The following is a 21,842-nucleotide window of genomic DNA, read 5'->3' as shown; positions in this document are numbered from 1 at the left end:
ACCCAAGCGGTGTTCCACGATTCCATCGTAGCGCCGCAAACCGAGCAGTCGAAGCTGGCTATTTCCCGGGAAGGGGCCATCGCCTCAGTGCGGCTGTAAACGGCGCCGCACTGACAGGACCGATGATGAGATTCTGGCATGCGCCTTTATGCGCCTGAAAAACAAAACCGGCCACCTATCAATTCAAACTAGGCCACTGAAGCCGGAAACAGGCCGGCGCCCGTAGCAACGCCGCAATTTTGGAAATTCCAATGCGGCCTTACTCGTTCGGCGGCTCTGGATGCCAGACGACGGGCATTGAAACCCGCAGCAATTCCTCAGATCGCGCCAGCGCCTCACGCGATCTGGCAATCATCCGCTGCGTCATCTCGTGTGCAGCATCCGAGCGCTCGCGGCGCGCCCGAAGATAGCAGTCCAGTGCGGCCTTGTCGTAAGGCACGAGGGCGTCCTCCGCTGCCTGCCAGACTTTAACTTAAGTTAGATTAGGACACTCCGCGATTCAACTCAGGACTCACTGAGGGTCAAATACGGACAGTACCCAGCTTCGCGACATCCACCCTGGGTACTGTCCGTATTTGACCCCGAGTGTCCTAATTTAATTTTTGTGGTGTCCTAATTTCGCGGGGGTACGATGGCCCCCAGGGGGCCGACCATGAAAGACATGCTCGAACATCTCGCGATGTTGCGCGAGCAGATCGTTAAGTGCGAGCGGTTAAGGAACACGGCCAGGTCGCAAATAAAGCGCGCTGCCTTCGAACGTGTAGTGGCCCACTACAAGGTTCTTGCTGGCGAGCTGGAGCGGGCAATCGAGCAAGAACGGAAGAAAGCTCCGAAGCGCGAAGCCAAAAGGTAAGGCCGCCTCAGTTGGCGGCCTCTTATCCTCAGGTGTCCTAATCCGCCTGGGAGTGCGGGAAAAAGGCCCCAGCTCGCGGGGTACGGGGGGCATTGGAGCTGGGGCCACTCAGGGTTACCCTTGGGGAAGGGCATCGGGAAAACTTAGCAATAGCGCTAACGTTCCTGTCCTAATTCGGAATTGCCGCGCGATGGCCTCGCCAACGCCCGGCGGGGCGTGGCGAGGCCGCCTGCGCTCCGGGGCACCAGGGCTGGATACTGCCCGGAGGTTTGCCGATCCTATCCCTGCCACCAGACAATAACGATTGCCCGAAAGGGGCACTCATTCGGAGTGTCCTAATCTGCCAGCACGAGTGTCCTAATTAGGACAGCACCAAGTTGCTGTGGGTTGGGCTCAGCGCGTTACCTGCGCTTGTGCTTGCTTGCTGATGCTACCTGGGTATAATCTTGCGGCGTGCCGTTCTTGAGGAACCTGATATTTGAGATTTGGCACCCTGTGTGGTCGCTGTGGTTCAGTCAATTTTGAGAACTCATTTTTACAGTCGCGTTTTGGAATGCCCATGTCCTGTAAAGCAATCGTCTCAGCTTATGTGCGCTTGAGGAACCAGCGGGCCCTCGAGGATATGAGAGATCTTCGGCGCGAATTGCTCGAATCCATGTCCGCCTCCGCGACGAACTATCTTCACGATGATCTCCGATTAATCGAAGACGGGTTGGAACAGCTCCGCCGAACTTGGGAAGCGCACAGTACCGGAACCCATCGTTTGCACCGCACTGACAGCTGGCATCGCACATCTGAGGTACGCCGGTTGCTCAAGAGCTAGTTGCCCGGTAGCAACCACCCCGCCTTCAATCGAGGTTAAGATCGGGCATGAGCAGAGAACTACTAGTGCGTGTAGTTGTCATTGGCGCTGGTGCTTTCACCGTGGCTGCCGCAGCGGCGCTACTCTTTGGCCTTTGATCTATCTCAATTAGCGCACGCGAGCCGCCCGCATCCTCCCATATGGGAGGAGGCGGCGACAATGACAATTCGGCCTTGGACGTTGCATGTGCTGGCGTGGGGTGCGGCCGCTGTGGGCTTGGCAGCCATTATTTCCATGAGCCTGTAGGGGCCGAGTTTCTGCTTCCTCAGCTCGCCGGCGTGCGCCAGCAGATCCTCGCCGGCCTTCTTCAGCCGCACATAGGTGCCGCTCTCATGCAGCTCGAGCCAGCCCTGCTCGATCGCGAACCTGATGCCAGCACCGAACTCGGGGCCGGTCGCCTTGCAGCCGTCCTTTGACAGGAACGGCGCGTTGATCTTCTCGATGTGGATGCGGCCGTCCTGGACCGCCTCGATGCTCTTCGCAAGCTCCAACAGCTTACGTGCTGCAGTTTCGGGGTTAGAGTAGGGCCGTTCGGCCGCAAGTCTTGTCATTATGTTTTAGCGCTCTTCGGTCGGGTGAACCCACTTATGGCGTGATCTGCCTTGTCTCGGTAAGCTTGATCATTCGAGCAGGCGGGGCGTAGCGGGTGGTGCGGCAGGACCGACATTTGAGAGAAGCTTCGAACTTCCAGAGCGGCGTGTTCTTGGGCCGGCGGATGGCGTCGAGCGGCAGGCTGGCGCGCGTCTTACAGCGAGCGCATTCGACTTCCAGCCAGCCAAGCCCGCCATTGAGGCACTGGCCGATCGTGGGCGAGGGCTGGGCAGGGCCACCGTAGCCTTCCATGCGGACCGACCAGGCTTCGGCTTCCGCCCGATCAGCCTCGCGAACCGCTTGCTCGGCACGCTCCCGCGCTCCCTGGGCGTGGATCTTCGCGCCCATGATCCGGCCGCCCCAGATGACCTCTCGCGACTTGGTGCTCATCGCGGATAGATTCCGCGGGGAAGCAGGAGACGCAAGCCGCTAGGAATTGAAAGGAAAGCGAGGGCACGCCTATGGCTCGGTCAAGGCAAACCTTCGGATCGCATCTGGACGATTGGGGACCTGATCGACGCGGTGCTGCCGCTGGAGCCGAATCGGTCGGTGCGCGTGAATCTATCCCCGGTACACTACGGGGATTGCGTAACGTCGGCCATGATATCCTTGGTTGCGGCTCAATTCTGAGTCGTTACCAAGCGGAGTTGCTCCCATGGGAAAGAACGAGAAGACGAGCAAGAGCGTTGGATCGCTGGCATCGAAGCTCCTGAAGAAGCCTGCGACCGCCACGGCGAAGCAGGTCAAGACTCTCGCCGCGTCAGTCCTTACGCAGCGGCCTGACAAGAAGAAGTAAGTTTCTCCAACCGCACAACAGCGGCCGTCGGGATGGTGATCAATCCCGACGCCTGATCCCATTCTCCACGCGCCTCAACATCATTGATGCGCGCGATAATCGAACAGCATCACAATACGCTCGACCTCTTGAGCAAACCATTCGATCTCTTTCGTGACCGTCAGCCCCGCCAATTGAGCCGGGTTGCTGAAAGTGAGGCGATTGGTGATGCTGAATTGGCAGGGACCGTCGGGGATGAAAGCGACGACAGGCTTATCTACGTCGACTTCCAGGGGCCCGCCAGGTTTCCCAATTGCCACTTGTACAGTTCCGTTGCGGAGACCGAATCCAGAGTTGCCCGCGCCCTGTACTCCAAGCTCGATGTGTTTGCGATTGCGATCGAGGTCGTGAAAGCCAAACAGCTTCGGGTTTGCGTCGCCGTGTGGCTGGAGATCCGTGATTATCTTCTGGTCGGCCGCAGAGAGCTTCCTTATCTTTTGCAGGCCGTCTGCAGCGAAAACGCTGGCGTCTTTGGAGATCGGGAAATACACATTGGAGGTGCTCTTCCCGTTCCTAATGGCGAGTCGAGTCGCAAGCGAATCCAGACAAGATCGTAGTTCATTGATGATCTGTCCTGCCGGCGTAACGATCGAGATCGGTGGCGATTCCAGCAGTCTTGCTTTGATGACGTGCCACGGCGGTTCGCTTGTATCCTCCCACACCCGAATGCTCTTCTGCAGGTATGAGTTAACATCCTTCATCAGGGCCGCGTTTTGCTGCTTGCAATGAGCAATCCGTTCTTTGATTTGCCTTAGGTCGTCTGCCATATCACTTCCAATTTGCTCATTTAGGCCCTCGCGCTCGCCGCGGAAGCCGCCGTCACGCTCGCGGTCACGATCGGCCTTGCGCATCATCGCGGACGGGCCTTCCTCGAGCTCCTCGACGCGGACGCTGAGATAGCGGATCACGTCTTCGCTGATGCGCTCCTGGCGACTCGATCTCGGTGATCGCCGCGGAGTTATCGAAGCAAAGCGGTAGAGCTAGAAGAAAATTAGGAAAGATTGGAGCAGTGCGGCGCCTGCCGCACAGGCGGCGGCAAGAGCATTGTATCGACTTTGCTTTGCAAGACTGACGTGGATCTCGTCAAAAACATCGAACAGCGATCCCTTCAGTGGCCCGGGCGGTATACGTTCCGGTGTCCTTGTAAGGCTTGCGATGAGCCATAGAACGGCCGCTGCTAGCCCCAAGACGCCGGATAGAGCCTGTATGGCAAATGTCACGATTTCACCTTTGCCCTCAGTCCCAACTCCACCAATCTACGAATGGCCTCCGGGCGGCCGGGTAGGTCGTCCTGTCGGCGGCGCCAGTCGTCAATCTGCTTTGCCAGGTCCTTTTGGACGCGCACACCCACGAGCTCCCCGGTTTCGGCCGCGCGGGTCTTTCGTGTTTTCGTGTTAACATGAGTTGCTTTGGGCATGCTCTCATGTTATCATGAGGACAAGCCGAGGGGAAGATTGCAGCCTCCGCCTCGGCTCTAACCCAAGTCACAGAGGACCGAAATCCAATGACCCAAGCTGATCGCGTGTATAGCACGCCACCCACTAGCTCGTCCGCAATTCTGAACGCTCCGAACAGCGCCGGCGGCGCTGTTGAATTGTCCTCACGCTGCCTGATTCCAACCAGCCCCATTGGCGCATGTCAGGCCATCCCGGTGGACGACGAACCTTCGAAGCCTTCGAAAATTCTCTCTGCTGGGGCGCAGATCAGCAGGAGACTACTCATGAACATGGTCGTTAGCACGGCTGCGGTTGTCGGCGCATCGATCGTCCCCGAACCCGCGGCGCCGTTACTGCTATCTGACAATCCGGACGCGGTCGACGCCGAAGCGTCGGCAGGGGAGCCTGAAGTCCGCATGACTTTAGCCGAGCTTCGGAGGGGTCCCCTGGTTCACGAGGGGCCCTTTCCCGAATATCCGCCGGAGATCTTTGGGAAGCTGCCTGAGGGGTTCGTTCTTGAAGAACAGCTCATCGAAATCTTGTGCTTCTGGCATCGCAAGTCAATCGAGGTGGTCGACAGCATGTCACTGTCGGGCGCGGCGGACGACGAAGAGGAGTTCGCCGCCGCTTGCGCGATCAAGAACCGGATATTGCAGGCAGCCTTGTCCGCGCGCGCGACGCGATCCAGCGAGGTAGCTGCCCAGCTCGGGGCGGTGGTCGCCGAGATCGATTGCCTAGGCGCCGGGGTTGGTATCGATGAGGTCCTAGACGTTGATCATATCCAGAAGCTGTCCGCTGAACTGAGCGAGGCAACGTCGCCGATTGTTCCCAAGAAACCTGTTGGGGCTCTGCAGGAGGGCAATAAACTGACGCGCGCAGGTCTGCTTGCTCGCTATCAGAGCTTCCTTGTCCAAGAGCTGGAGACGGTAAGTTGGCATCTATACGGCGAGCGGGACTACGCCAAGCACTGCGTGATGTTCGATGACGCGGTGAATGCGCGGTGCCGTTCGCCGGACTATCCCCTCTTCGACGAGCGAGGTCTCCCGGAGCGGGCTCGCGCCGTGCTCGAAAGTCTGAAGATCGACACGGAGACGGCCGACGCCTGACGAGAGGGGCAAACCACGACGAAGGCCGCAGCGAACTCAATCGCTGCGGCCCGCGCCGTATCAAAAATTCCGGGTGAAATAGGTAAAGTGAAATATGTGGCCAGCCCCGGTAAGGAAAAATTAACCGAGATGGAGGCACGCGGCGAATCATTTCACGCCGCGGAACCGGGAAAAACAGGCAAGGGTTAACATTGCATCCGAGCGGCGCTTGGCGCTGTTCCGACCTCAACGGCCCTAGCTGAACGCCCTGGTTGGCTTGGATTTGACTTTGGTTGTTCCGAAGGGGAAGCTCCGAAGCAAGGGGGCGCGCCATGCAGGACTATCTAACCCAACTTGAAAAGCTGCGGAAGGATGCCGCCGAATGTTCGCTGATCCGCGATCTTGCAACTGATCCGGCTAAGCGCGAACTGTTCGACCGGCTCGCCAACCACCTTACGATGCTTGCCGACCAAGTCGAAATGGCGATGCTCGAGCGAAAGAGCGGAACCAAGTAAGCCCCTTCCACCGGAACCGGCCGGCTTAACATAAGTTATCCTCTCAGACCGCATTAGCGGGGAGAGGATCGGATGTCCCCAGACGACCGGGAATGGCTACACGCGTACATCAAAGCCCGCATCGAAAGGCACCGCGTCAAACAGGATTTGACGAACGACATGCTTCGTCGGTCACGCGAGGCACTTGCGCGCTCCGAGGAACTGTTGAGGGGGCCGGTGCCGGTCATCTGGCATCCCGAGCCGCCCGAAGAGACCGCCGCAGTCCGCGTCATCTCAGTAGCTCTTGCGCTGGTTCACGATCGCACGCCGCAGATTCCTCCGCTCGAAGTCGGGCCGGACGTCGGCACCGCGTGATCCGCAGCCCTGGCAGACAAACCGCGGCTCGAGATCGGATAGGCGAATATCGTCCGGCCAGCGATCCGCGCTCAGAGAGCAATATGACGGCCGCAATGGCAGTAGACCAAGACGCCGCGCAGGCCCATCCCACGCATCTCGCCGAAGGTAATCTTCAGCGGCCGGCCATCGGCGTGCGTAGGCGTATGGCGTCGAGGTAGGGGCCAGGCATGCCGCCATCGAAGCGCGACGCGGGCCAGAGTCAAATTGTCGATCTGTGGGGTAGCGGAAGGTGGGCGAGCTACTGCCGGTCGTGGGTGGGGAAAAGGTCGCTGTGACGGGCGGGGCGACGCGCGTCACGCTGGATGGAGCGACCAGGCGATCGCCAGCGACCGAGCGTTAGGGCAACGATTGCGTAAGAACATTTCGAGAAAGTCGATGTTGCGTCCGTGTTGCGCGGAGTGATCTGTAACCGTTGGTAAGCCCTTGTTTTTGTTGTCAGCGCCTCGCAACGTCTTGCAACACGAAATCGGCACATAAAACGAAGCCGATACTGCAAAAACCTAATCGTTTACAGTGGTTTGCACTGGCGATCCCGGCAGGACTCGAACCTGCAACCCGCGGAGTAGAAATCCGCTACTCTATCCAGTTGAGCTACGGGACCGTCTTGAGCCACCCGGTTTAGGCGGCTGGCCGTTCATCTAGCATGCCAATATGAAAAATTCGGTGTTTCGCCAAGTCTGAACCGAACCGTTTTCCTCAATGCCGCGACAAAGCGGAACGGTGGGGTGTCAGGGTGCCGGGTTGAGCGGTAGCGGACTGGACGATGGATCACATCGCCGGGAACGCTGAACAGCTTCCGGGACACGGCCGCCGGTCGACTGGCTAGGTGTTGCTGCGCCATCAGGACGGCGTGCGCGGCGGTATCTGGACTGGTCTCCTCTGGGCCTGCCTTGTCATGGCGAATGCGACGTTTTGCACCTCTGGTTCCATCGCCTTGAGTCCGTCACCTTTCCGCGCATTTCTTGCGACAAGCGGCGTTTGTCCGCGATTTCCGGGAGTCCATCCATGATCGGTCTTGTTCGCGCCGTCACAATCTGCGCCGCGCTGGCGCTCGGCCTCAACGCGGCGCAGGCCGCCGACAAGGCCTTCAAACGCGACGATCTAGCCGATTCCGCCATCAAGCTGGAGGCGCAGATCAAGAGCGAGGCGGGCCCGGTCGCCAAGACCAACGCGACGCTGCGCACGGATGCCGACGCCGCCTTCAAGCGCAACGATTACCGCACGGGCCTGTCGGTGCTCGGGCAGATCGCAGCCACCACGCCTGACGATGCCGGCAACTGGCTGCGGCTCGCCAAGGTGATCTTCCAGATCTGGCCGAAGAACTCGAGCGAGCAGACCTTCCTGCTGGAGCGCGCCTCGACCGCGGCCTATATCGCTTATCAGCGGGCCGGCAATCCGGGCGAGGAGGCCGACGCGCTCGCCGTGCTCGGCAAGTCGCTGGCCGAACGCAAGCTGTGGCGGCCGGCGCTGGATTCGCTGCGGCTGTCGCTCGACCTGCGCGAGGTCGCCGATGTCCGCGGCCAATATGAGAAGCTGCGCGATGAGCACGGCTTCCGGCTGCTCGACTACACCGTGGACTCGGATTCGGCGAGCCCACGCGCCTGCTTCCAGTTTTCGGAGGAGCTCGCCAAGCGCACCGACTTCGCGCCGTTCCTGGCCCTCGCAGGGCAGGACAAGCCGGCGCTGTCGGCCGAGGGCAAGCAGCTCTGCGTCGACGGTCTGAAGCATGGCGAACGCTACAACATCAACCTGCGCGCCGGCCTGCCGTCCACGGTGAAGGAGGGGCTGCCGAAATCGGCCGAATTCAACATCTATGTGCGCGACCGCAAGCCGTTCGTGCGCTTCACCAGCCGCGCCTATGTGCTGCCCAGGACCGGCCAGCGCGGCATTCCCGTGGTCAGCGTCAACACGCCCGCGGTCAACATCAACGTCTTCCGGATCGGCGACCGCAACCTGATCAACACGGTGGTCGACAGCGATTTCCAGAAGACGCTGACCAAATATCAGCTCAGCGACCTCGGCGACGAGCGCGGCGTCAAGGTCTGGTCGGGCGAGCTGTCGACCGCGATGACGCTGAACCAGGACGTCACCACGGCATTCCCGGTCGATCAGGCGCTCGGCGAGCTCCAGCCCGGCGTCTACGTCATGACCGCCGCGGCCAAGGGTCCGGGCTCGGACGACGAGTACCAGCTCGCCACGCAATGGTTCATCGTCTCCGACCTCGGCGTGTCGGCCTATTCCGGGAATGACGGCATCCACGTCTTCGTCAATTCGCTAGCCTCGACCGATCCGGTCGGCAAGGCCGAGGTGCGGCTGGTTGCCCGCAACAACGAGATCCTGGCGACGCGCAGGACCGACGAGTCCGGTCACGTGCTGTTCGAGGCGGGCCTTGCGCGTGGCGAGGGCGGCCTGTCGCCGGCGATGCTCACGGTGACTGGCGAGAAGGCCGACTATGCCTTCCTGAGCCTGAAGACCTCCGCCTTCGACCTCTCCGACCGCGGCGTTTCGGGGCGCGCCGTGCCCGCCGGCGCCGATGCGTTCGTCTATGCCGAGCGCGGCGTCTATCGCTCCAGCGAAACCGTCTTCCTCACTGCGCTCTTGCGCGACGGGCAGGGCAATGCCGTGACCGGTGGTCCCATGACGCTGGTGGTCGAGCGCCCTGACGGCGTCGAATACCGCCGTGCGGTGCTGCCCGACCAGGGCGCCGGCGGCCGCACGCTGTCTGTGCCGCTCAACTCGGCTGTACCGACCGGCACCTGGCGCGTGCGCGCCTTCACCGATCCGAAGGGTGCTTCGGTCGGCGAAACCACCTTCATGGTCGAAGACTATGTTCCGGATCGGATCGAATTCGACTTGTCCGCCAAGGACAAGCTGATCAAAGCTAACGCTCCAGTGGAGCTTAAGGCGGACGGCCATTTCCTTTATGGCGCGCCGGCCTCGGGCCTCGCGCTCGAAGGCGACATGCTGGTCGCGCCTGCGGCTGAGCGGCCCGGCTTTGCCGGCTACCAGTTCGGCGTTGCCGACGAGGAGACCACTTCGAACGAGCGCACTCCGCTGGAGAACCTTCCCGAGGCGGACGCCAATGGCGTTGCGACCTTCCCGGTGACGCTCGACAAGCAGCCCGCCTCGACGCGTCCGCAGGAGGCGCAGATCTTCGTCCGCATGGTCGAGACCGGCGGCCGTGCCGTCGAGCGCAAGATCGTGCTGCCGGTCGCGCCCACTGCTGCGCAGATCGGCATCAAGCCGCTGTTCGGCGACAAGAACGTCGCCGAAGGTGACAAGGCCGAGTTCGACGTCGTGTTCGTCTCGCCGGAAGGCCAGAGGCTGCGCCGCGACGGCCTGCGCTACGAGCTCCTGAAGATGGAGTCGCGCTACCAGTGGTATCGCCAGAACAATTACTGGGAGTACGAGCCGGTCAAGTCGACCTCGCGCGTCGCCGAGGGCGATGTGACCATCGCCGCCGACAAGCCGGCGCGCATCTCGCTGTCGCCCCAGCCCGGCCGTTACCGGCTGGATGTGAAGTCGAACGATGCCGATGGGCCGGTGACCTCGGTGCAGTTCGACGTCGGCTGGTACTCTGACGGCAGCGCCGACACGCCGGACCTCTTGGAGACCTCGATCGACAAGCCGCAATACGCCTCCGGCGACACCATGACGGTGTCGGTCAACGTCCGCAGCGCCGGCAAGCTCACCATCAACGTGCTCGGTGATCGCCTGCTGACGACGCAGACCATCGACGTCAAGGAAGGCACCGCTCAGGTGAAGCTCCCGGTCGGCAAGGACTGGGGCACCGGCGCCTATGTGGTGGCGACGCTGCGCCGTCCGCTCGATGCCGCTGCCCAGCGCATGCCGGGCAGGGCGATCGGCCTGAAATGGTTCGGCATCGACAAGCAGACCCGCACGCTTGCCGTGAAGCTGGCGCCGCCTTCGCTGATCCGGCCCAACGCGATGCTGAAGATCCCGGTCAAGCTCGATGGGCTCAATCCGGGCGAGGACGCCAAGATCGTCATCGCCGCGGTCGATGTCGGCATCCTCAACCTCACCAATTACAAGCCGCCGGCGCCGGATGATTACTATCTCGGCCAGCGCCGCCTGAGCGCGGAGATCCGCGATCTCTACGGCCAGCTCATCGACGGCATGTCGGGCACGCGCGGCCAGATCAAGTCCGGCGGTGACGCAGGCGCAGCCGAGCTGCAGGGCTCGCCGCCCTCGCAAAAGCCGCTGGCGCTCTATTCGGGCATCGTGACGGTTGGTTCCGACGGCACCGCGGAGGTGAGCTTCGACATTCCGGAGTTCGCCGGCACCGCGCGCGTCATGGCGGTGGCGTGGACCGCCACAAAACTCGGCCGCGCCAATACCGACGTCGTGATCCGCGACCCCGTGGTGCTGACCACGACGCTGCCGCGCTTCCTGCTCAATGGCGACCACGGCACGGTCAATCTCGAGATCGACAATGTCGAGGGCCAGGCCGGCGACTACGTCATCAACGTCAAGACCGGCGGGCCGGTGAAGATGACCGGCAATCCCGCCACCACCGTCAAGCTCGCCGCCAAGCAGCGCAATTCGTTCTCGCTCGCGCTCGATGCGACCGCGGCGGGGCAGGCGACGCTCGACGTCGACATCAAGGGACCGAATAGCCTCGCGCTGGCACGGCACTATGCGTTCGACGTCAAGGCGGCAACGCAGGTGCTGGCGCGGCGCTCGATCCGCACCCTGGCGAAAGGCGAGAGCCTGACGCTGACCTCGGACATGTTCTCCGACCTCGTGCCGGGCACCGGCAGCGTCTCGGTCTCGGCCAGCCTGTCGACCGCGCTCGATGCGGCGACGATCCTGAAGGCGCTCGACCGCTATCCCTATGGTTGCTCGGAGCAGATCACGAGCCGGGCCATGCCGCTGCTCTATGTCAACGAGCTCGCGGCCGGCGCGCATCTCGCCATGGACACCGAGGTCGACCAGCGCATCCGCGACGCGATCGAGCGGCTCTTGGCCCGTCAGGGCTCGAACGGCTCGTTCGGTCTGTGGTCGGCGGGCGGCGACGATGCCTGGCTCGATGCCTATGTGACGGACTTCCTGACCCGGGCCCGCGAGAAGGGCTTTGCGGTGCCGGATGTCCTGTTCAAGAACGCGCTCGACCGCATCCGCAACTCGGTCGTCAACGGCAACGAGCCGGAGAAGGACGGTGGCCGCGATCTCGCCTACGGCCTCTACGTGCTCGCACGTAATGGCGCAGCGCCGATCGGTGACCTCCGCTATCTCGCCGACACCAAGCTGAACAACCTCGCGACCCCGATCGCGAAGTCGCAGCTTGCCGCGGCGCTGGCCCTGGTCGGCGACCGCAACCGCGCCGAACGCGTCTATGGCGTGGCGCTCGACAGCCTCGCGCCAAAACCGGTGCTGGAGTTCGGGCGCACCGACTATGGCTCGCAGCTGCGCGATGCCGCAGCGCTGGTCTCGCTCGCCAGCGAAGGCAACGCGCCGAAGGCAACGTTGACGCAGGCGGTGTCGCGGGTCGAGACCGCGCGCGGGCTGACGCCCTACACCTCCACGCAGGAGAATGCGTGGCTGGTGCTGGCAGCGCGGGCGCTCGCCAAGGAGAACCTCTCGATCGAGGTCGACGGCCAGCCGGTCAAGACCGCGCTCTACCGCAGCTACAAGGCGGACACGCTGAGCGGCAAGCCGGTGAAGATCACCAACACCGGCGATGCGCCGGTGCAGGCGGTGGTCTCGGTGTCGGGCTCGCCGGTGACGCCCGAGCCGGCCGCGTCGAACGGCTTCAAGATCGAGCGCAGCTACTACACGCTCGACGGCAAGCCCGCCGACATCAGCAAGGTCAAGCAGAACCAGCGCTTCGCGGTGGTGCTGAAGATCACCGAGGCGAAGCCCGAGTACGGCCACATCATGGTGTCCGACTATCTGCCGGCGGGCCTGGAGATCGACAACCCGAAGCTGGTCTCGTCGGGCGACAGTGGCACGCTGGACTGGATCGAGGACGGCGAGGAGCCTGAAGACACCGAGTTCCGCGACGACCGCTTCACCGCGGCCGTCGACCGGGCCTCGGACTCCAAGTCGGTCTTCACCGTCGCCTATGTCGTGCGCGCGGTCTCGCCCGGCAAATACGTGCTGCCGCAGGCCTATGTCGAGGACATGTACAATCCCTCGCGCTATGGGCGGACGGGCACGGGGACTGTCGAGGTGCGGGCGGCGAAGTGAGTGAGATGATGGCTGAGGCTGACAGCAAGACTCGTCATTCCGGGGCGGTGCGCAGCACCGAATCCGGAATCTCGAGGTTCCGGGTCTGGTCCTTCGGACCATCCCGGAACGACGGCGGAGCGAGGGGTGGCCGCCTGCGCCTCCTCTCAGCCGCCGCCTTCACCCTCATCCTCGCCATCGGCGCCTTCGTTGCCTGGGTCTACTCCCTCGGTCCGCTCCCACTCGACGAGGCGCGGCAGGTCTCCACCACCATCGTCGATCGCAACGGCAAGCTGCTGCGCGCCTATGCGATGGCGGACGGGCGCTGGCGGCTGCCGGTCGATGCCAAGACCAATGTCGATCCGACCTATCTGAAACTGCTGTTCGCCTATGAGGACCAGCGCTTCTACGCGCACAACGGCATCGATCCGCTGGCGTTGGGCCGCGCCGCCTTGCAGCTTGGAACGCGCGGCCACATCGTGTCCGGCGGCTCGACCATCACGATGCAGCTTGCCCGTCTGATGGAGCCGCGGCGGCAGCGCTCGCTCTACGCAAAGCTGCGGCAGATGGTGCGCGCGATCGAGATCGAGCGCAGCATGAGCAAGGAGCAGATCCTCGATCTCTATCTGGCGCTCGCGCCCTATGGCGGCAATCTCGAAGGCATTCGCGCTGCCTCGATCGCCTATCTCGGCAAGGAGCCGAAGCGGCTGTCGCTGGCCGAGGCCGCATTGCTGGTCGCGCTGCCGCAGTCGCCGGAGACGCGCCGGCTCGACCGCTATCCCGAGGCGGCGCGCAAGGCGCGCGATCGCGTGCTCGACCGCATGGTCGAGGAGCATGTGGTCAGCGCAGGCGACGCCAGGCAGGCCAAGGCCGTACCTGTGCCGGCACTGCGCAAGCCGATGCCGATCCTGGCGCCGCACGCCTCCGACACGGCACTGTCGACGGTCAAGGACACCCCGATCATCAAGCTGACGCTGGATGCGAACTTGCAGAAGGTGCTGGAGCCGTTGGCGCGCGACCGTGCCATTGCGCTTGGACCCAACATCTCGGTCGGCATCATCGTGGTCGACAATGAGAGCGGCGACGTGCTCGCGCGCGTCGGCTCGGCGGATTATTTCGACGAGACCCGGGCAGGGCAGGTCGACATGACCCGCGCCATCCGCTCGCCCGGCTCGACGCTCAAGCCGTTCATCTACGGACTCGCCTTCGAGGACGGTTTTGTCCATCCCGACAGCCTGATCGACGACCGCCCGGTCCGCTTCGGCTCCTACGCGCCGGAAAATTTCGACATGACCTTCCAGGGCACGGTGCCGGTGAGGAAGGCGCTGCAATTGTCGTTGAACGTGCCGGCCATCGTGCTGCTCGACCGCGTCGGCTCGAGCCGGCTGGCCTCGCGGCTGCGGCAAGCCGGCGGCAATCTGATCCTGCCCAAGGACGAGACGCCCGGGCTTGCCATGGGCCTCGGCGGCGTCGGCGTAACGCTGCAGGATCTCGCGCAGCTCTATGCCGGCTTCGCCCGGCTCGGAACCACCAAGCCGCTGCGCGAGATCATCGCGACCAAGGACGACCGCGAGCCGTTGCGGCTGCTGGATCAGGTCGCGGCCTGGCAGGTCGGCAACGTCCTGCTCGGCACGCCGCCGCCGGAGAACGCGGTCCACAACCGGATCGCGTTCAAGACCGGGACCTCCTACGGCTATCGCGACGCCTGGTCGGTCGGCTTCGACGGCCGCGTGACCATCGGCGTCTGGGTCGGCCGGCCCGACGGCGCGCCGGTTCCGGGCCTGATCGGACGTGTCGCCGCGGCACCCATCCTGTTCGACGCCTTTGCCCGGAGCGGGAAGACACAGGCACCCTTGCCGAAGCCGCCGAAGGGAACCCTGGTCGCCAGCAACGCAAAGTTGCCGTTGCCGCTCAAGCGGTTCCGCCCGGTCGGAGAGCTGGTGCGGACCGGCGGCGAGCAGGCGCTGCACATCCAGTTCCCGTTGAACGGCTCGCGGATCGACGTCGATCGCTCGGGCGGGCCCGAGAGCGCGGCCATGCCCGTAAAAGTCGCCGGCGGGGTTCTGCCGATGACCGTGATGGTTAACGGAACCGCACGCGGCGAGATCGACGGCCGCCGCCAGCGCCTGATCGATCCGCCCGGCCCGGGCTTTGCACGGCTTACCGTGATCGATGCCACGGGCGCCGCGGACACAGTTGTCATTCGAATTCAATGACCCTGCCTTAAGCGGTTGTGGCGATGGCGGTTTCAGCGTAAGCGGAACCAATGGCCGAGACCTACCCAAGCCCCCGTTTTGGAGCGCCCCGTGAGCCGAAATCGCCCGTGAATCCGGGCAGCCGGCTCGTGTCCATGTTCGATATCGCCACGGCCAGTCACGCTCGCGCGGTCGCCTTTCTGGTGCTGTGCGCGCTGCTGCTGTTCCTGCCGGGCTTCTTCACCATCCCGCCCGTCGATCGCGACGAGGCGCGCTTCGCCCAGGCCACCAAGCAGATGGTCGAGAGCGGCGACTATGTCGACATCCGCTTCCAGGAGGACGTCCGCTACAAGAAGCCGGTCGGCATCTACTGGTTGCAATCGGCCGCCGTCGAAATCGCATCGGCGCTCAAGCTGCCGAAGGCCGAATTGCGGATCTGGGTCTACCGGCTGCCGTCGCTGATAGGCGCGATCGGCACCGTGCTGATGACCTATTGGGCTGCGCTCGCTTTCGTCACGCGGCGCGCTGCCGTGCTCGCGGCGCTCCTGATGTGCGCCTCCGTGCTGCTCGGCGTCGAGGCACGGCTCGCCAAGACCGATGCGATGCTGCTGTTCTGCGTCACGGCAGCGATGGGCGCGATGGCGCGGGCCTACCTGTCCTGGCAGCGCGCCGAGGACGAGACCCATCCGCCCTGGAGCTGGCCCGCGGTGTTCTGGACCGCGCTCGCGGTCGGCATCCTGATCAAGGGCCCGCTGATCCTGATGTTCGCCGGCCTCACCATCGTCGCGCTCGCGATCCTGGATCGCGATGCCTCCTGGCTGTGGAAGCTGCGCCCGGTCTGGGGCCTGATGTGGATGCTGGTGCTGGTGCTGCCCTGGTTCGTCGCCATCTTCTGGCGCGCGGGCGATGCCTTCTTCGCCGATTCCGTCGGCGGCGACATGCTCAGCAAGATCGGCGCCCAGGAATCCCACGGCGCGCCGCCCGGCATGTACCTGGCGCTGTTCTGGATCACATTCTGGCCCGGTGCGCCGCTCGCGGCAATGGCGGCGCCTGCGGTGTGGCGGGCGCGGCGCGAGCCCGGCGCGCAATTCCTGCTGGCCTGGTTGATCCCGTCCTGGATCGTGTTCGAGGCGGTGCTGACCAAGCTGCCGCATTACGTGCTGCCGCTGTATCCGGCGATTGCGATCCTCACGGTCGGGGCGCTGGAGCGGCGCGTGCTGTCGCGGTCCTGGCTGATGCGCGGCTCGGCCTGGTGGTTCGCGATCCCCGCGGCGGCCTCGATCATCGCGGTGGTCGGCGCGGTCATGTTGACCCGGCAGCCGGCCTTCGTGGCCTGGCCGTTCATCGCGGCTTCGCTGATCTTCGGCCTGTTCGCCTGGTGGCTGTTCGACACCAATCGCGCCGAACGCTCGGTGCTGAACGCGCTGGTCGCGGCCCTGATGCTGGCGGTCGTGGTCTGGGGCATCGTGCTGCCGTCGCTGACCCCGCTGTTTCCGAGCATCGAGATCGCGCGGGCGCTTCGCAATGTCACCTGTGTCGGGCCGAAGGCGGCCGCCGCCGGCTATCACGAGCCGAGCCTCGTGTTCCTCACCGGCACGCAGACGCTGCTGACCGACGGCTCGGGCGCGGCGGACTTCCTGCGGCAGGGCAGCTGCCGCTTCGCACTGATCGAGCAGCGTTCCGAGCGCAGCTTCGTGCAACGCGCCGAGGCGATCGGGCTGCGCTACAAGGTCGGCGCCCGCATCGACGGCTACAATTTCTCGCAAGGCCGCGCGATCTCGATCTCGATCTTCCGGTCGGAAGGCACCGAGTAAGATGTCGGCCCCGACAAATATCGCACCTCGCCCGGGCTATCCCGCGCAACTACTCACGGTGTCGGGACGTGCGCTGGCACAGCTCGTGCGCTCGCCGTCGCATTCGCGCCGCGCCGAGGCCGCACGCAGGCTGGCACGGCACTCGCTGTGGCTCAGCATGGCGGGCGCGGCCCTGGTCATCGCGCTGATGCTGGCGTTCGACTTGACCGAGATCCAGTTGATGCCGGTGCGCGGCACGCCAAGCCTGTGGCCGATCCGCATCCTCACCGATTTCGGCAAGGACGAGTATGTGCTTTCGGCGCTGGGCGCCGCGCTCGTGGTCGTGGCGCTCGTCGCGGCGGGGCTTCACGGCACTCGCCGCGCATTGCTGCTGGGCTTGGGCACGCGGCTGCAATTCTTGTTTCTGTCCGTTGCCGTCTCCGTGTTCGTCGGCGAGATCCTGAAATATCTCATCGGCCGCGGACGTCCGTTCGTCGGCGGCAAGGCCGATCCGTTCAACTTCATCCCGTTCGAGGGGACGGGAGCCTATGCCAGCCTGCCGTCGGGGCATGCGATCACGGCGTTCGCGCTGGCGTTTGCGGTCTCTGCACTCTGGCCGCGGCTGCGGGTGTTCATGTTCACTTACGCGATTGTGATCCTGCTGACACGGCTCGTGCTGCTCGCGCATCACCCGAGTGACGTCACGGCCGGTGCCTTGGTGGGCATCGTCGGCGCCATGACCGTCCGCTACTGGTTTGCGGCGCGCCGGCTCGCCTTTGCCATCCGTGCCGACGGCACCATCGTGCCGCTTCCGGGGCCGGCCACAGGGCGCCTCAAAAGGGTTGCCCGCGGGGCATCCGCCCCATAAAAGCGGCTGCCTGCCGGGGCCGCCGGTTCCCCGAGGGGCAGGCCAATTCCAACCACGAGTCTCGATTTGTCGACGTTCCAGCCATCGGTTTCCATCGTCGTTCCCGTGCGCAACGAAGCCGACAACATCGCGCCCCTGATCGAGGAGATCACGACGGCGCTCGACGGTCGCTGGGATTATGAGATCATCTACGTCAATGACGGCTCGACGGATGCGACCGGCGAGCGGCTCAAGGCCATCATGGCGCAGCGGAGCAATCTGCGTCAGCTCCGCCACAGCAGATCGGGCGGCCAGTCGGCTGCGGTGCGCAGCGGCGTGCGCGCCGCGCGCGGGGTGATCGTGGCAACCCTCGACGGCGACGGCCAGAACAATCCGGCCTTCCTGCCGGACCTGATCGCTGCAGTTGAGAAAGGGGCGGGGCGGGTCGGCCTCGCTGCGGGGCAACGCGTCGGGCGCAAGGATACCGGCTTCAAGAAATTCCAGTCGCGCGTGGCCAACAGGGTCCGCAACGCGATCCTCCAGGACGGCACGCGCGACACCGGCTGCGGACTGAAGGCGTTCCGCCGCGAGGTGTTCCTGATGATGCCTTATTTCGATGGGCTACATCGCTTTCTGCCGGCGCTGGTGCGCCGCGAGGGCTACGACATCGCCTATGTCGACGTGGTCGACCGTCCGCGCCGTTCCGGCGTGTCCAACTACGGTTTCTTTGACCGTCTCTGGATCGGCATCATGGATCTCGCCGGCGTGTGGTGGCTGATCCGCCGCAAGAAGCCGACACCAGATGTGACTGAGGTGAACGCATGATCATTCAATACGGTCAGGCGCTGAGCAACTATCTCTACGACGTCTTCGTCGCCAAGTTCGACTTCTGGCTCGCGTTCGGTCTCGTCGCTCAGCTGTTCTTCACGGCGCGCTTTCTGGTGCAGTGGATCGCGAGCGAGCGCGCCGGCAACAGCGTGGTGCCGATGGCGTTCTGGTTCTGCTCGATGGGCGGTGGGCTGATGACGCTGGTCTATGGCGTCGTCAAGCGCGAGCCCGTGATCATCCTCGGCCAGTCGCTCGCGACCATCATCTACATCCGCAACATCATGCTGATCGTCAAGAACCGCGGCCGCGCCTCGAAGACGCTGGAGCGCTGAGCGCGGATGCTAGCGCGGCAGCACCGATGCCGCGCCTGAGGCGGGCAGGGTAGCGTTCTCCGCCTCGGTCCTGCGATAGGGCTCGCCGGCGGCATCCAGCACGGGATAGGCGACCGAGCAGATATGGGAGTGAATGCGCCGCAGATCGCGCAGCACGTCGAGATGCAGCGAGGTGGTCTCGATGGTCTCGGGCCGCCCCTCGCGCAGGCGGTCGAGATGGCGCTCGACGGCGGCGAGCTCGGTGTTCTTCAGCGTGGTCTTCTCCATCAGCAGCTTGCGCGCTTCGTTGGCGTCGCCCGACATGAACACGCCGAAGGCGATCCGCAGCGATTCCATGGTGCGCTTGTGGAAGGCGGCGAGCTCCTCGGCGCCCTCGGCCGAGAACTGGAGGCGGCGCTTGATCTTCTTGGTCGCAAGCTCGCTCAGGCTCTTGTCGATGATGTCGCCGATATGCTCGAGGTTGATGGCGAAGGAGACGATCTCCATCGCGCGCCGTCCCTCGCTCTCGTCGAGGCTGCCCCGCATCAGCTTGGTCACGTAGAGCTTGATGGCCTCGTCGAGGCCGTCGACGGCATTGTCCATCTTCGAGACCTGGTCGACCAGCGCGCGGTCGCCCGTCATCATCGCGGCCATCACCTTGCGCAGCATGATTTCGACGAGGTCGCCCATGCGCAGTACTTCGCGGGCGGCGTCGGTCAGCGCCAGTGACGGCGTCTCGAGCGCACTTTCGTCGAGATAGCGCGGCCGGGCCGGGTCGGTCTCCTGCACGCGATCGGGCAGCAGCCGCGTCAGCAGGCGCGACATGGTGTCGAGCAGCCCGATGAAGACGATGGCGGTGCCGGCGTTGAAGGCGATGTGGAAGACCGCCGTCATCTTCGCCAGATCCGGCTGCCAGGCATGCAGGTGCGCGGCGATCACGCCCAGGAACGGCAGGACGAGCGCGATCCCGACCACGCGGTTGATGAGATTGCCGACCGGCAGGCGATAGCTCGCGGGATCGTCGCGCCGGGCGCCTTCGAACACGGGATTGATGGCGCTGCCGAGATTGGCGCCCAGCACCAGGGCCAGCGCTGCATAAGGCGTGATGAACTGCGAATAGGCCAGCGACATGATCAGCAGCACGCTGGCGACGCTCGAATGCACCGCCCAGGTGACGAGCGCGGCGATGACGATGCAGAGCACGGGATCGCCCGTGATTGCCGACATCACGACGCGCATGCCGGGTGCGTTCTCCGCCGGCGCCAGCGTGTCGAGCAGGATGTGCAGTGACAGCAGCATCAGGCCGAGGCCGATGCAGACGCGGCCGATGTCCTTGATCCGGGAGCGCGGGCCCGAGCGGAAGGCGACAAGGCCGAGCACGAACAGGACGGGCGCGACAGCGGCGATGTTGAACGACAGCACCTGCACGATCAGCGTCGTGCCGACATTGGCCCCCAGCATGATGGCGAGCGCGGCGGCAAGGCTGACGAGGCCTTCGGCCGCGAACGAAGAGGTGATCAGGGCGGTCGCCGTGCTGCTCTGGAGCAGCGCGGTGAGCCCGAGGCCGGCCGCAAATGCGCTGATGCGGTTGCCCAGCGCCTTGCCGAGCAGCCGCCGCAGGTCGGGACCGAACGCGCGCAAAATCCCGCTGTGGACCATGTGCAGTCCCCACAGCAACAGCGCCACGCCGCCCATCAGATCGAGCAGAACCAACGTACCCATGCTCCGTGTCCGGATTGGAGTCGATTGGTGAGGCTAGCGCCAAACGTCTGCGGATCAACCCTTTGTTGGCGCGTCGGCGTTAACGTTTGCCTCGGTTGCCCGTTCCCGCGGCGCAATGCCTTGTGAGCAGGCTCAGATTGCCGCCTTGAGGGCAGCGAAGCCGCGATCGAGATCGGCCTTGAGGTCGTCGGTGCTCTCGAGTCCGATGTGGAGACGCAGAGTCGGGCCGCCCGGCGCCCACTTGGTCGCGGTGCGATAGGCGTCGCAGTCGAAGGGAATCGCAAGGCTCTCGAAGCCACCCCAGGAAAAGCCCATGCCGAACAGCTTGAGCGTGTTGAGCATGGTGTCGACGGCCTTCTGCGGCGCCGGCTTCAGCACGATGCTGAACAGGCCCGACGCGCCAGTGAAGTCGCGTTTCCAGATCGCATGACCGGGATCGGTTTCGAGCGCCGGATGCAGCACGCGCGAGACCTCCGGTCTTGCAGCGAGCCAACGCGCCATATCGAGGCCCGAACGATGATGTTGCGCGAGGCGCACCGACAGCGTGCGCAGGCCGCGCAGTGCGAGAAAGACATCATCCGGGCCGGCGCAGACGCCGAGCAGGCGGATGCCTTCTGAAATCTGAGGCCAGGCCTTGGCGTTGGCCGAGATGGTGCCGAACATGATGTCGGAATGGCCGCCGATATATTTGGTGGCGGCCTGCATGGAGATGTCGACGCCCTGCTCGAGCGAGCGGTGATAGAGCGGCGTCGCCCATGTGTTGTCGTCGATGACGAGCGCGCCCTTTGCATGCGCGACCTCGGCGATGGCGCGGATGTCGGGCATCTCGAAGGATTGCGAACCCGGCGCCTCCACCAGCACGGCGCGGGTGTTGGGCTTGAACAGCTTGTCGACGCCAGCGCCAATCAGCGGATCGAAATAGGTGGTCTCGACGCCATAGCGGGTCAGCATGCTGTTGCAGAAGTTGCGCGAGGGCCGATAGACATTGTCGACAACCAGAATATGGTCGCCGGCCTTCAGCACCGAGAGCAGGGTGGTGGAGATCGCCGAGAGCCCCGACGGCACGATGCCGACGCCGGCGCATTGCGGCCCCTCCAGCGCCATCAGCGTGTCCTGGAACGCCCTGGTCGTCGGGGTGCCGTGGCGGCCATAGGTGAACTCGCCGCGGTGGGCATGCAGATCCTCGGCGGTCGGATAGAGCACGGTCGAGCCATGGAACACCGGCGGATTGACGAACCCCTTCTGCGCCTTGGTGTCGCGGCCGGAGGTGACCAGCCGGGTCTCGGCCTGTTGCTGGGAGGGGTGCGAGGAATCCATGCGTCTGCTTTCAAAACCGCGTTTCCGCCGGGCGCCTTGCGCCCGTGCGGGCCGGCCGAAAGGCCGC

15 protein-coding genes, 1 tRNA gene and 2 pseudogenes are annotated in these 21,842 nt (G+C 64.2%); 11 read left to right on the top strand and 7 right to left on the bottom strand.

Annotation, left to right across the window (positions count from 1 at the left end; genetic code table 11):
• Positions 1-259 precede the first annotated feature (259 nt).
• Positions 260-439 (bottom strand): hypothetical protein, encoded by a 180-nt coding sequence (locus N2603_RS23310; RefSeq protein WP_260384005.1) that lies wholly within the window; start codon positions 437-439, stop codon positions 260-262.
• A 213-nt stretch (positions 440-652) separates the two neighbouring features.
• On the opposite strand from N2603_RS23310, the gene N2603_RS23305 reads away from it, so the two are divergent.
• Positions 653-853: a hypothetical protein gene (locus tag N2603_RS23305; RefSeq protein WP_260384004.1), complete on the top strand. Its 201-nt coding sequence runs from the start codon at positions 653-655 to the stop codon at positions 851-853.
• Between the two features lie 966 nt (positions 854-1,819).
• Here N2603_RS23305 and N2603_RS44755 read toward each other — a convergent pair.
• Positions 1,820-2,266 (bottom strand): hypothetical protein, encoded by a 447-nt coding sequence (locus tag N2603_RS44755; RefSeq protein ID WP_311740396.1) that lies wholly within the window; start codon positions 2,264-2,266, stop codon positions 1,820-1,822.
• A 6-nt stretch (positions 2,267-2,272) separates the two neighbouring features.
• Positions 2,273-2,696, bottom strand: a pseudogene (locus tag N2603_RS23295) (hypothetical protein).
• 265 nt (positions 2,697-2,961) lie between these two features.
• On the opposite strand from N2603_RS23295, the gene N2603_RS23290 reads away from it, so the two are divergent.
• A complete protein-coding gene (locus N2603_RS23290) occupies positions 2,962-3,102 on the top strand; it encodes a hypothetical protein (RefSeq protein ID WP_260384003.1) in 141 nt (46 codons plus the stop codon).
• 830 nt (positions 3,103-3,932) lie between these two features.
• Here the strand turns inward: N2603_RS23290 and N2603_RS23285 are convergent.
• Positions 3,933-4,098: pseudogene (locus N2603_RS23285) on the bottom strand (30S ribosomal protein S6); the annotation flags it as partial.
• A 763-nt stretch (positions 4,099-4,861) separates the two neighbouring features.
• Here N2603_RS23285 and N2603_RS23280 point away from each other — a divergent pair.
• The 3 genes from N2603_RS23280 (at position 4,862) to N2603_RS23270 (ending at position 6,531) form a co-directional block, all read left to right on the top strand.
• Complete coding sequence (locus tag N2603_RS23280; protein ID WP_260384002.1) at positions 4,862-5,683, top strand: hypothetical protein; 822 nt, start codon at positions 4,862-4,864, stop codon at positions 5,681-5,683.
• A 311-nt stretch (positions 5,684-5,994) separates the two neighbouring features.
• Positions 5,995-6,177: a hypothetical protein gene (locus tag N2603_RS23275; protein ID WP_260384001.1), complete on the top strand. Its 183-nt coding sequence runs from the start codon at positions 5,995-5,997 to the stop codon at positions 6,175-6,177.
• 72 nt (positions 6,178-6,249) lie between these two features.
• Positions 6,250-6,531: a hypothetical protein gene (locus tag N2603_RS23270; protein ID WP_260384000.1), complete on the top strand. Its 282-nt coding sequence runs from the start codon at positions 6,250-6,252 to the stop codon at positions 6,529-6,531.
• Between the two features lie 566 nt (positions 6,532-7,097).
• Here N2603_RS23270 and N2603_RS23265 read toward each other — a convergent pair.
• Positions 7,098-7,174: transfer RNA gene (locus N2603_RS23265), tRNA-Arg, on the bottom strand.
• A 404-nt stretch (positions 7,175-7,578) separates the two neighbouring features.
• On the opposite strand from N2603_RS23265, the gene N2603_RS23260 reads away from it, so the two are divergent.
• From N2603_RS23260 to N2603_RS23235, 6 genes are all read left to right on the top strand, one after another.
• Entirely contained in the window at positions 7,579-12,783 is a 5,205-nt protein-coding gene (locus N2603_RS23260) for an alpha-2-macroglobulin family protein (protein WP_260383999.1), read from the top strand.
• A gap of 5 nt (positions 12,784-12,788) precedes the next feature.
• On the top strand, positions 12,789-14,978 hold the full coding sequence (pbpC, locus tag N2603_RS23255) for a penicillin-binding protein 1C (protein ID WP_260383998.1): 2,190 nt from the start codon (positions 12,789-12,791) through the stop codon (positions 14,976-14,978).
• 50 nt (positions 14,979-15,028) lie between these two features.
• The gene (locus N2603_RS23250) at positions 15,029-16,771 is read left to right on the top strand and encodes an ArnT family glycosyltransferase (RefSeq protein WP_018641847.1); all 1,743 of its coding nucleotides are present in this window, start codon (positions 15,029-15,031) and stop codon (positions 16,769-16,771) included.
• Position 16,772: 1 nt separating this feature from the next.
• On the top strand, positions 16,773-17,618 hold the full coding sequence (locus N2603_RS23245) for a phosphatase PAP2 family protein (protein WP_260383997.1): 846 nt from the start codon (positions 16,773-16,775) through the stop codon (positions 17,616-17,618).
• 66 nt (positions 17,619-17,684) lie between these two features.
• Complete coding sequence (locus N2603_RS23240) at positions 17,685-18,422, top strand: glycosyltransferase family 2 protein (RefSeq protein WP_018641849.1); 738 nt, start codon at positions 17,685-17,687, stop codon at positions 18,420-18,422.
• Complete coding sequence (locus N2603_RS23235; protein WP_018641850.1) at positions 18,419-18,757, top strand: lipid-A-disaccharide synthase N-terminal domain-containing protein; 339 nt, start codon at positions 18,419-18,421, stop codon at positions 18,755-18,757. Before N2603_RS23240 ends, N2603_RS23235 begins: the two co-directional genes overlap by 4 nt.
• A 9-nt stretch (positions 18,758-18,766) precedes the next feature.
• On the opposite strand, the gene N2603_RS23230 is transcribed toward N2603_RS23235, so the two are convergent.
• Together N2603_RS23230 and metC are read right to left on the bottom strand one after the other, a co-directional pair.
• Positions 18,767-20,458 (bottom strand): Na/Pi cotransporter family protein, encoded by a 1,692-nt coding sequence (locus N2603_RS23230; protein WP_260383996.1) that lies wholly within the window; start codon positions 20,456-20,458, stop codon positions 18,767-18,769.
• A 132-nt stretch (positions 20,459-20,590) separates the two neighbouring features.
• A complete protein-coding gene (gene metC / locus N2603_RS23225; RefSeq protein ID WP_260383995.1) occupies positions 20,591-21,775 on the bottom strand; it encodes a cystathionine beta-lyase in 1,185 nt (394 codons plus the stop codon).
• Positions 21,776-21,842 lie beyond the last annotated feature (67 nt).

Origin of the sequence: Bradyrhizobium huanghuaihaiense (assembly GCF_025200885.1) — a bacterium.
GTDB classification, from domain to species: domain Bacteria; phylum Pseudomonadota; class Alphaproteobacteria; order Rhizobiales; family Xanthobacteraceae; genus Bradyrhizobium; species Bradyrhizobium huanghuaihaiense.
Note: the sequence above shows the minus strand (reverse complement) of the source record. Positions and strands in the feature narration are given on the sequence as shown.

What these genes read in the sequence shown, in the direction of transcription:
- N2603_RS23305 (WP_260384004.1), top strand. Translation starts at nt 653, where the DNA reads ATGAAAGACATGCTCGAACATCTCGCGATGTTGCGCGAGCAGATCGTT.
- N2603_RS44755 (WP_311740396.1), bottom strand. Translation starts at nt 2,266, where the DNA reads ATGACAAGACTTGCGGCCGAACGGCCCTACTCTAACCCCGAAACTGCA.
- N2603_RS23290 (WP_260384003.1), top strand. Translation starts at nt 2,962, where the DNA reads ATGGGAAAGAACGAGAAGACGAGCAAGAGCGTTGGATCGCTGGCATCG.
- N2603_RS23280 (WP_260384002.1), top strand. Translation starts at nt 4,862, where the DNA reads ATGAACATGGTCGTTAGCACGGCTGCGGTTGTCGGCGCATCGATCGTC.
- N2603_RS23275 (WP_260384001.1), top strand. Translation starts at nt 5,995, where the DNA reads ATGCAGGACTATCTAACCCAACTTGAAAAGCTGCGGAAGGATGCCGCC.
- N2603_RS23270 (WP_260384000.1), top strand. Translation starts at nt 6,250, where the DNA reads ATGTCCCCAGACGACCGGGAATGGCTACACGCGTACATCAAAGCCCGC.
- N2603_RS23260 (WP_260383999.1), top strand. Translation starts at nt 7,579, where the DNA reads ATGATCGGTCTTGTTCGCGCCGTCACAATCTGCGCCGCGCTGGCGCTC.
- pbpC (WP_260383998.1), top strand. Translation starts at nt 12,789, where the DNA reads ATGATGGCTGAGGCTGACAGCAAGACTCGTCATTCCGGGGCGGTGCGC.
- N2603_RS23250 (WP_018641847.1), top strand. Translation starts at nt 15,029, where the DNA reads ATGGCCGAGACCTACCCAAGCCCCCGTTTTGGAGCGCCCCGTGAGCCG.
- N2603_RS23245 (WP_260383997.1), top strand. Translation starts at nt 16,773, where the DNA reads ATGTCGGCCCCGACAAATATCGCACCTCGCCCGGGCTATCCCGCGCAA.
- N2603_RS23235 (WP_018641850.1), top strand. Translation starts at nt 18,419, where the DNA reads ATGATCATTCAATACGGTCAGGCGCTGAGCAACTATCTCTACGACGTC.
- N2603_RS23230 (WP_260383996.1), bottom strand. Translation starts at nt 20,458, where the DNA reads ATGGGTACGTTGGTTCTGCTCGATCTGATGGGCGGCGTGGCGCTGTTG.
- metC (WP_260383995.1), bottom strand. Translation starts at nt 21,775, where the DNA reads ATGGATTCCTCGCACCCCTCCCAGCAACAGGCCGAGACCCGGCTGGTC.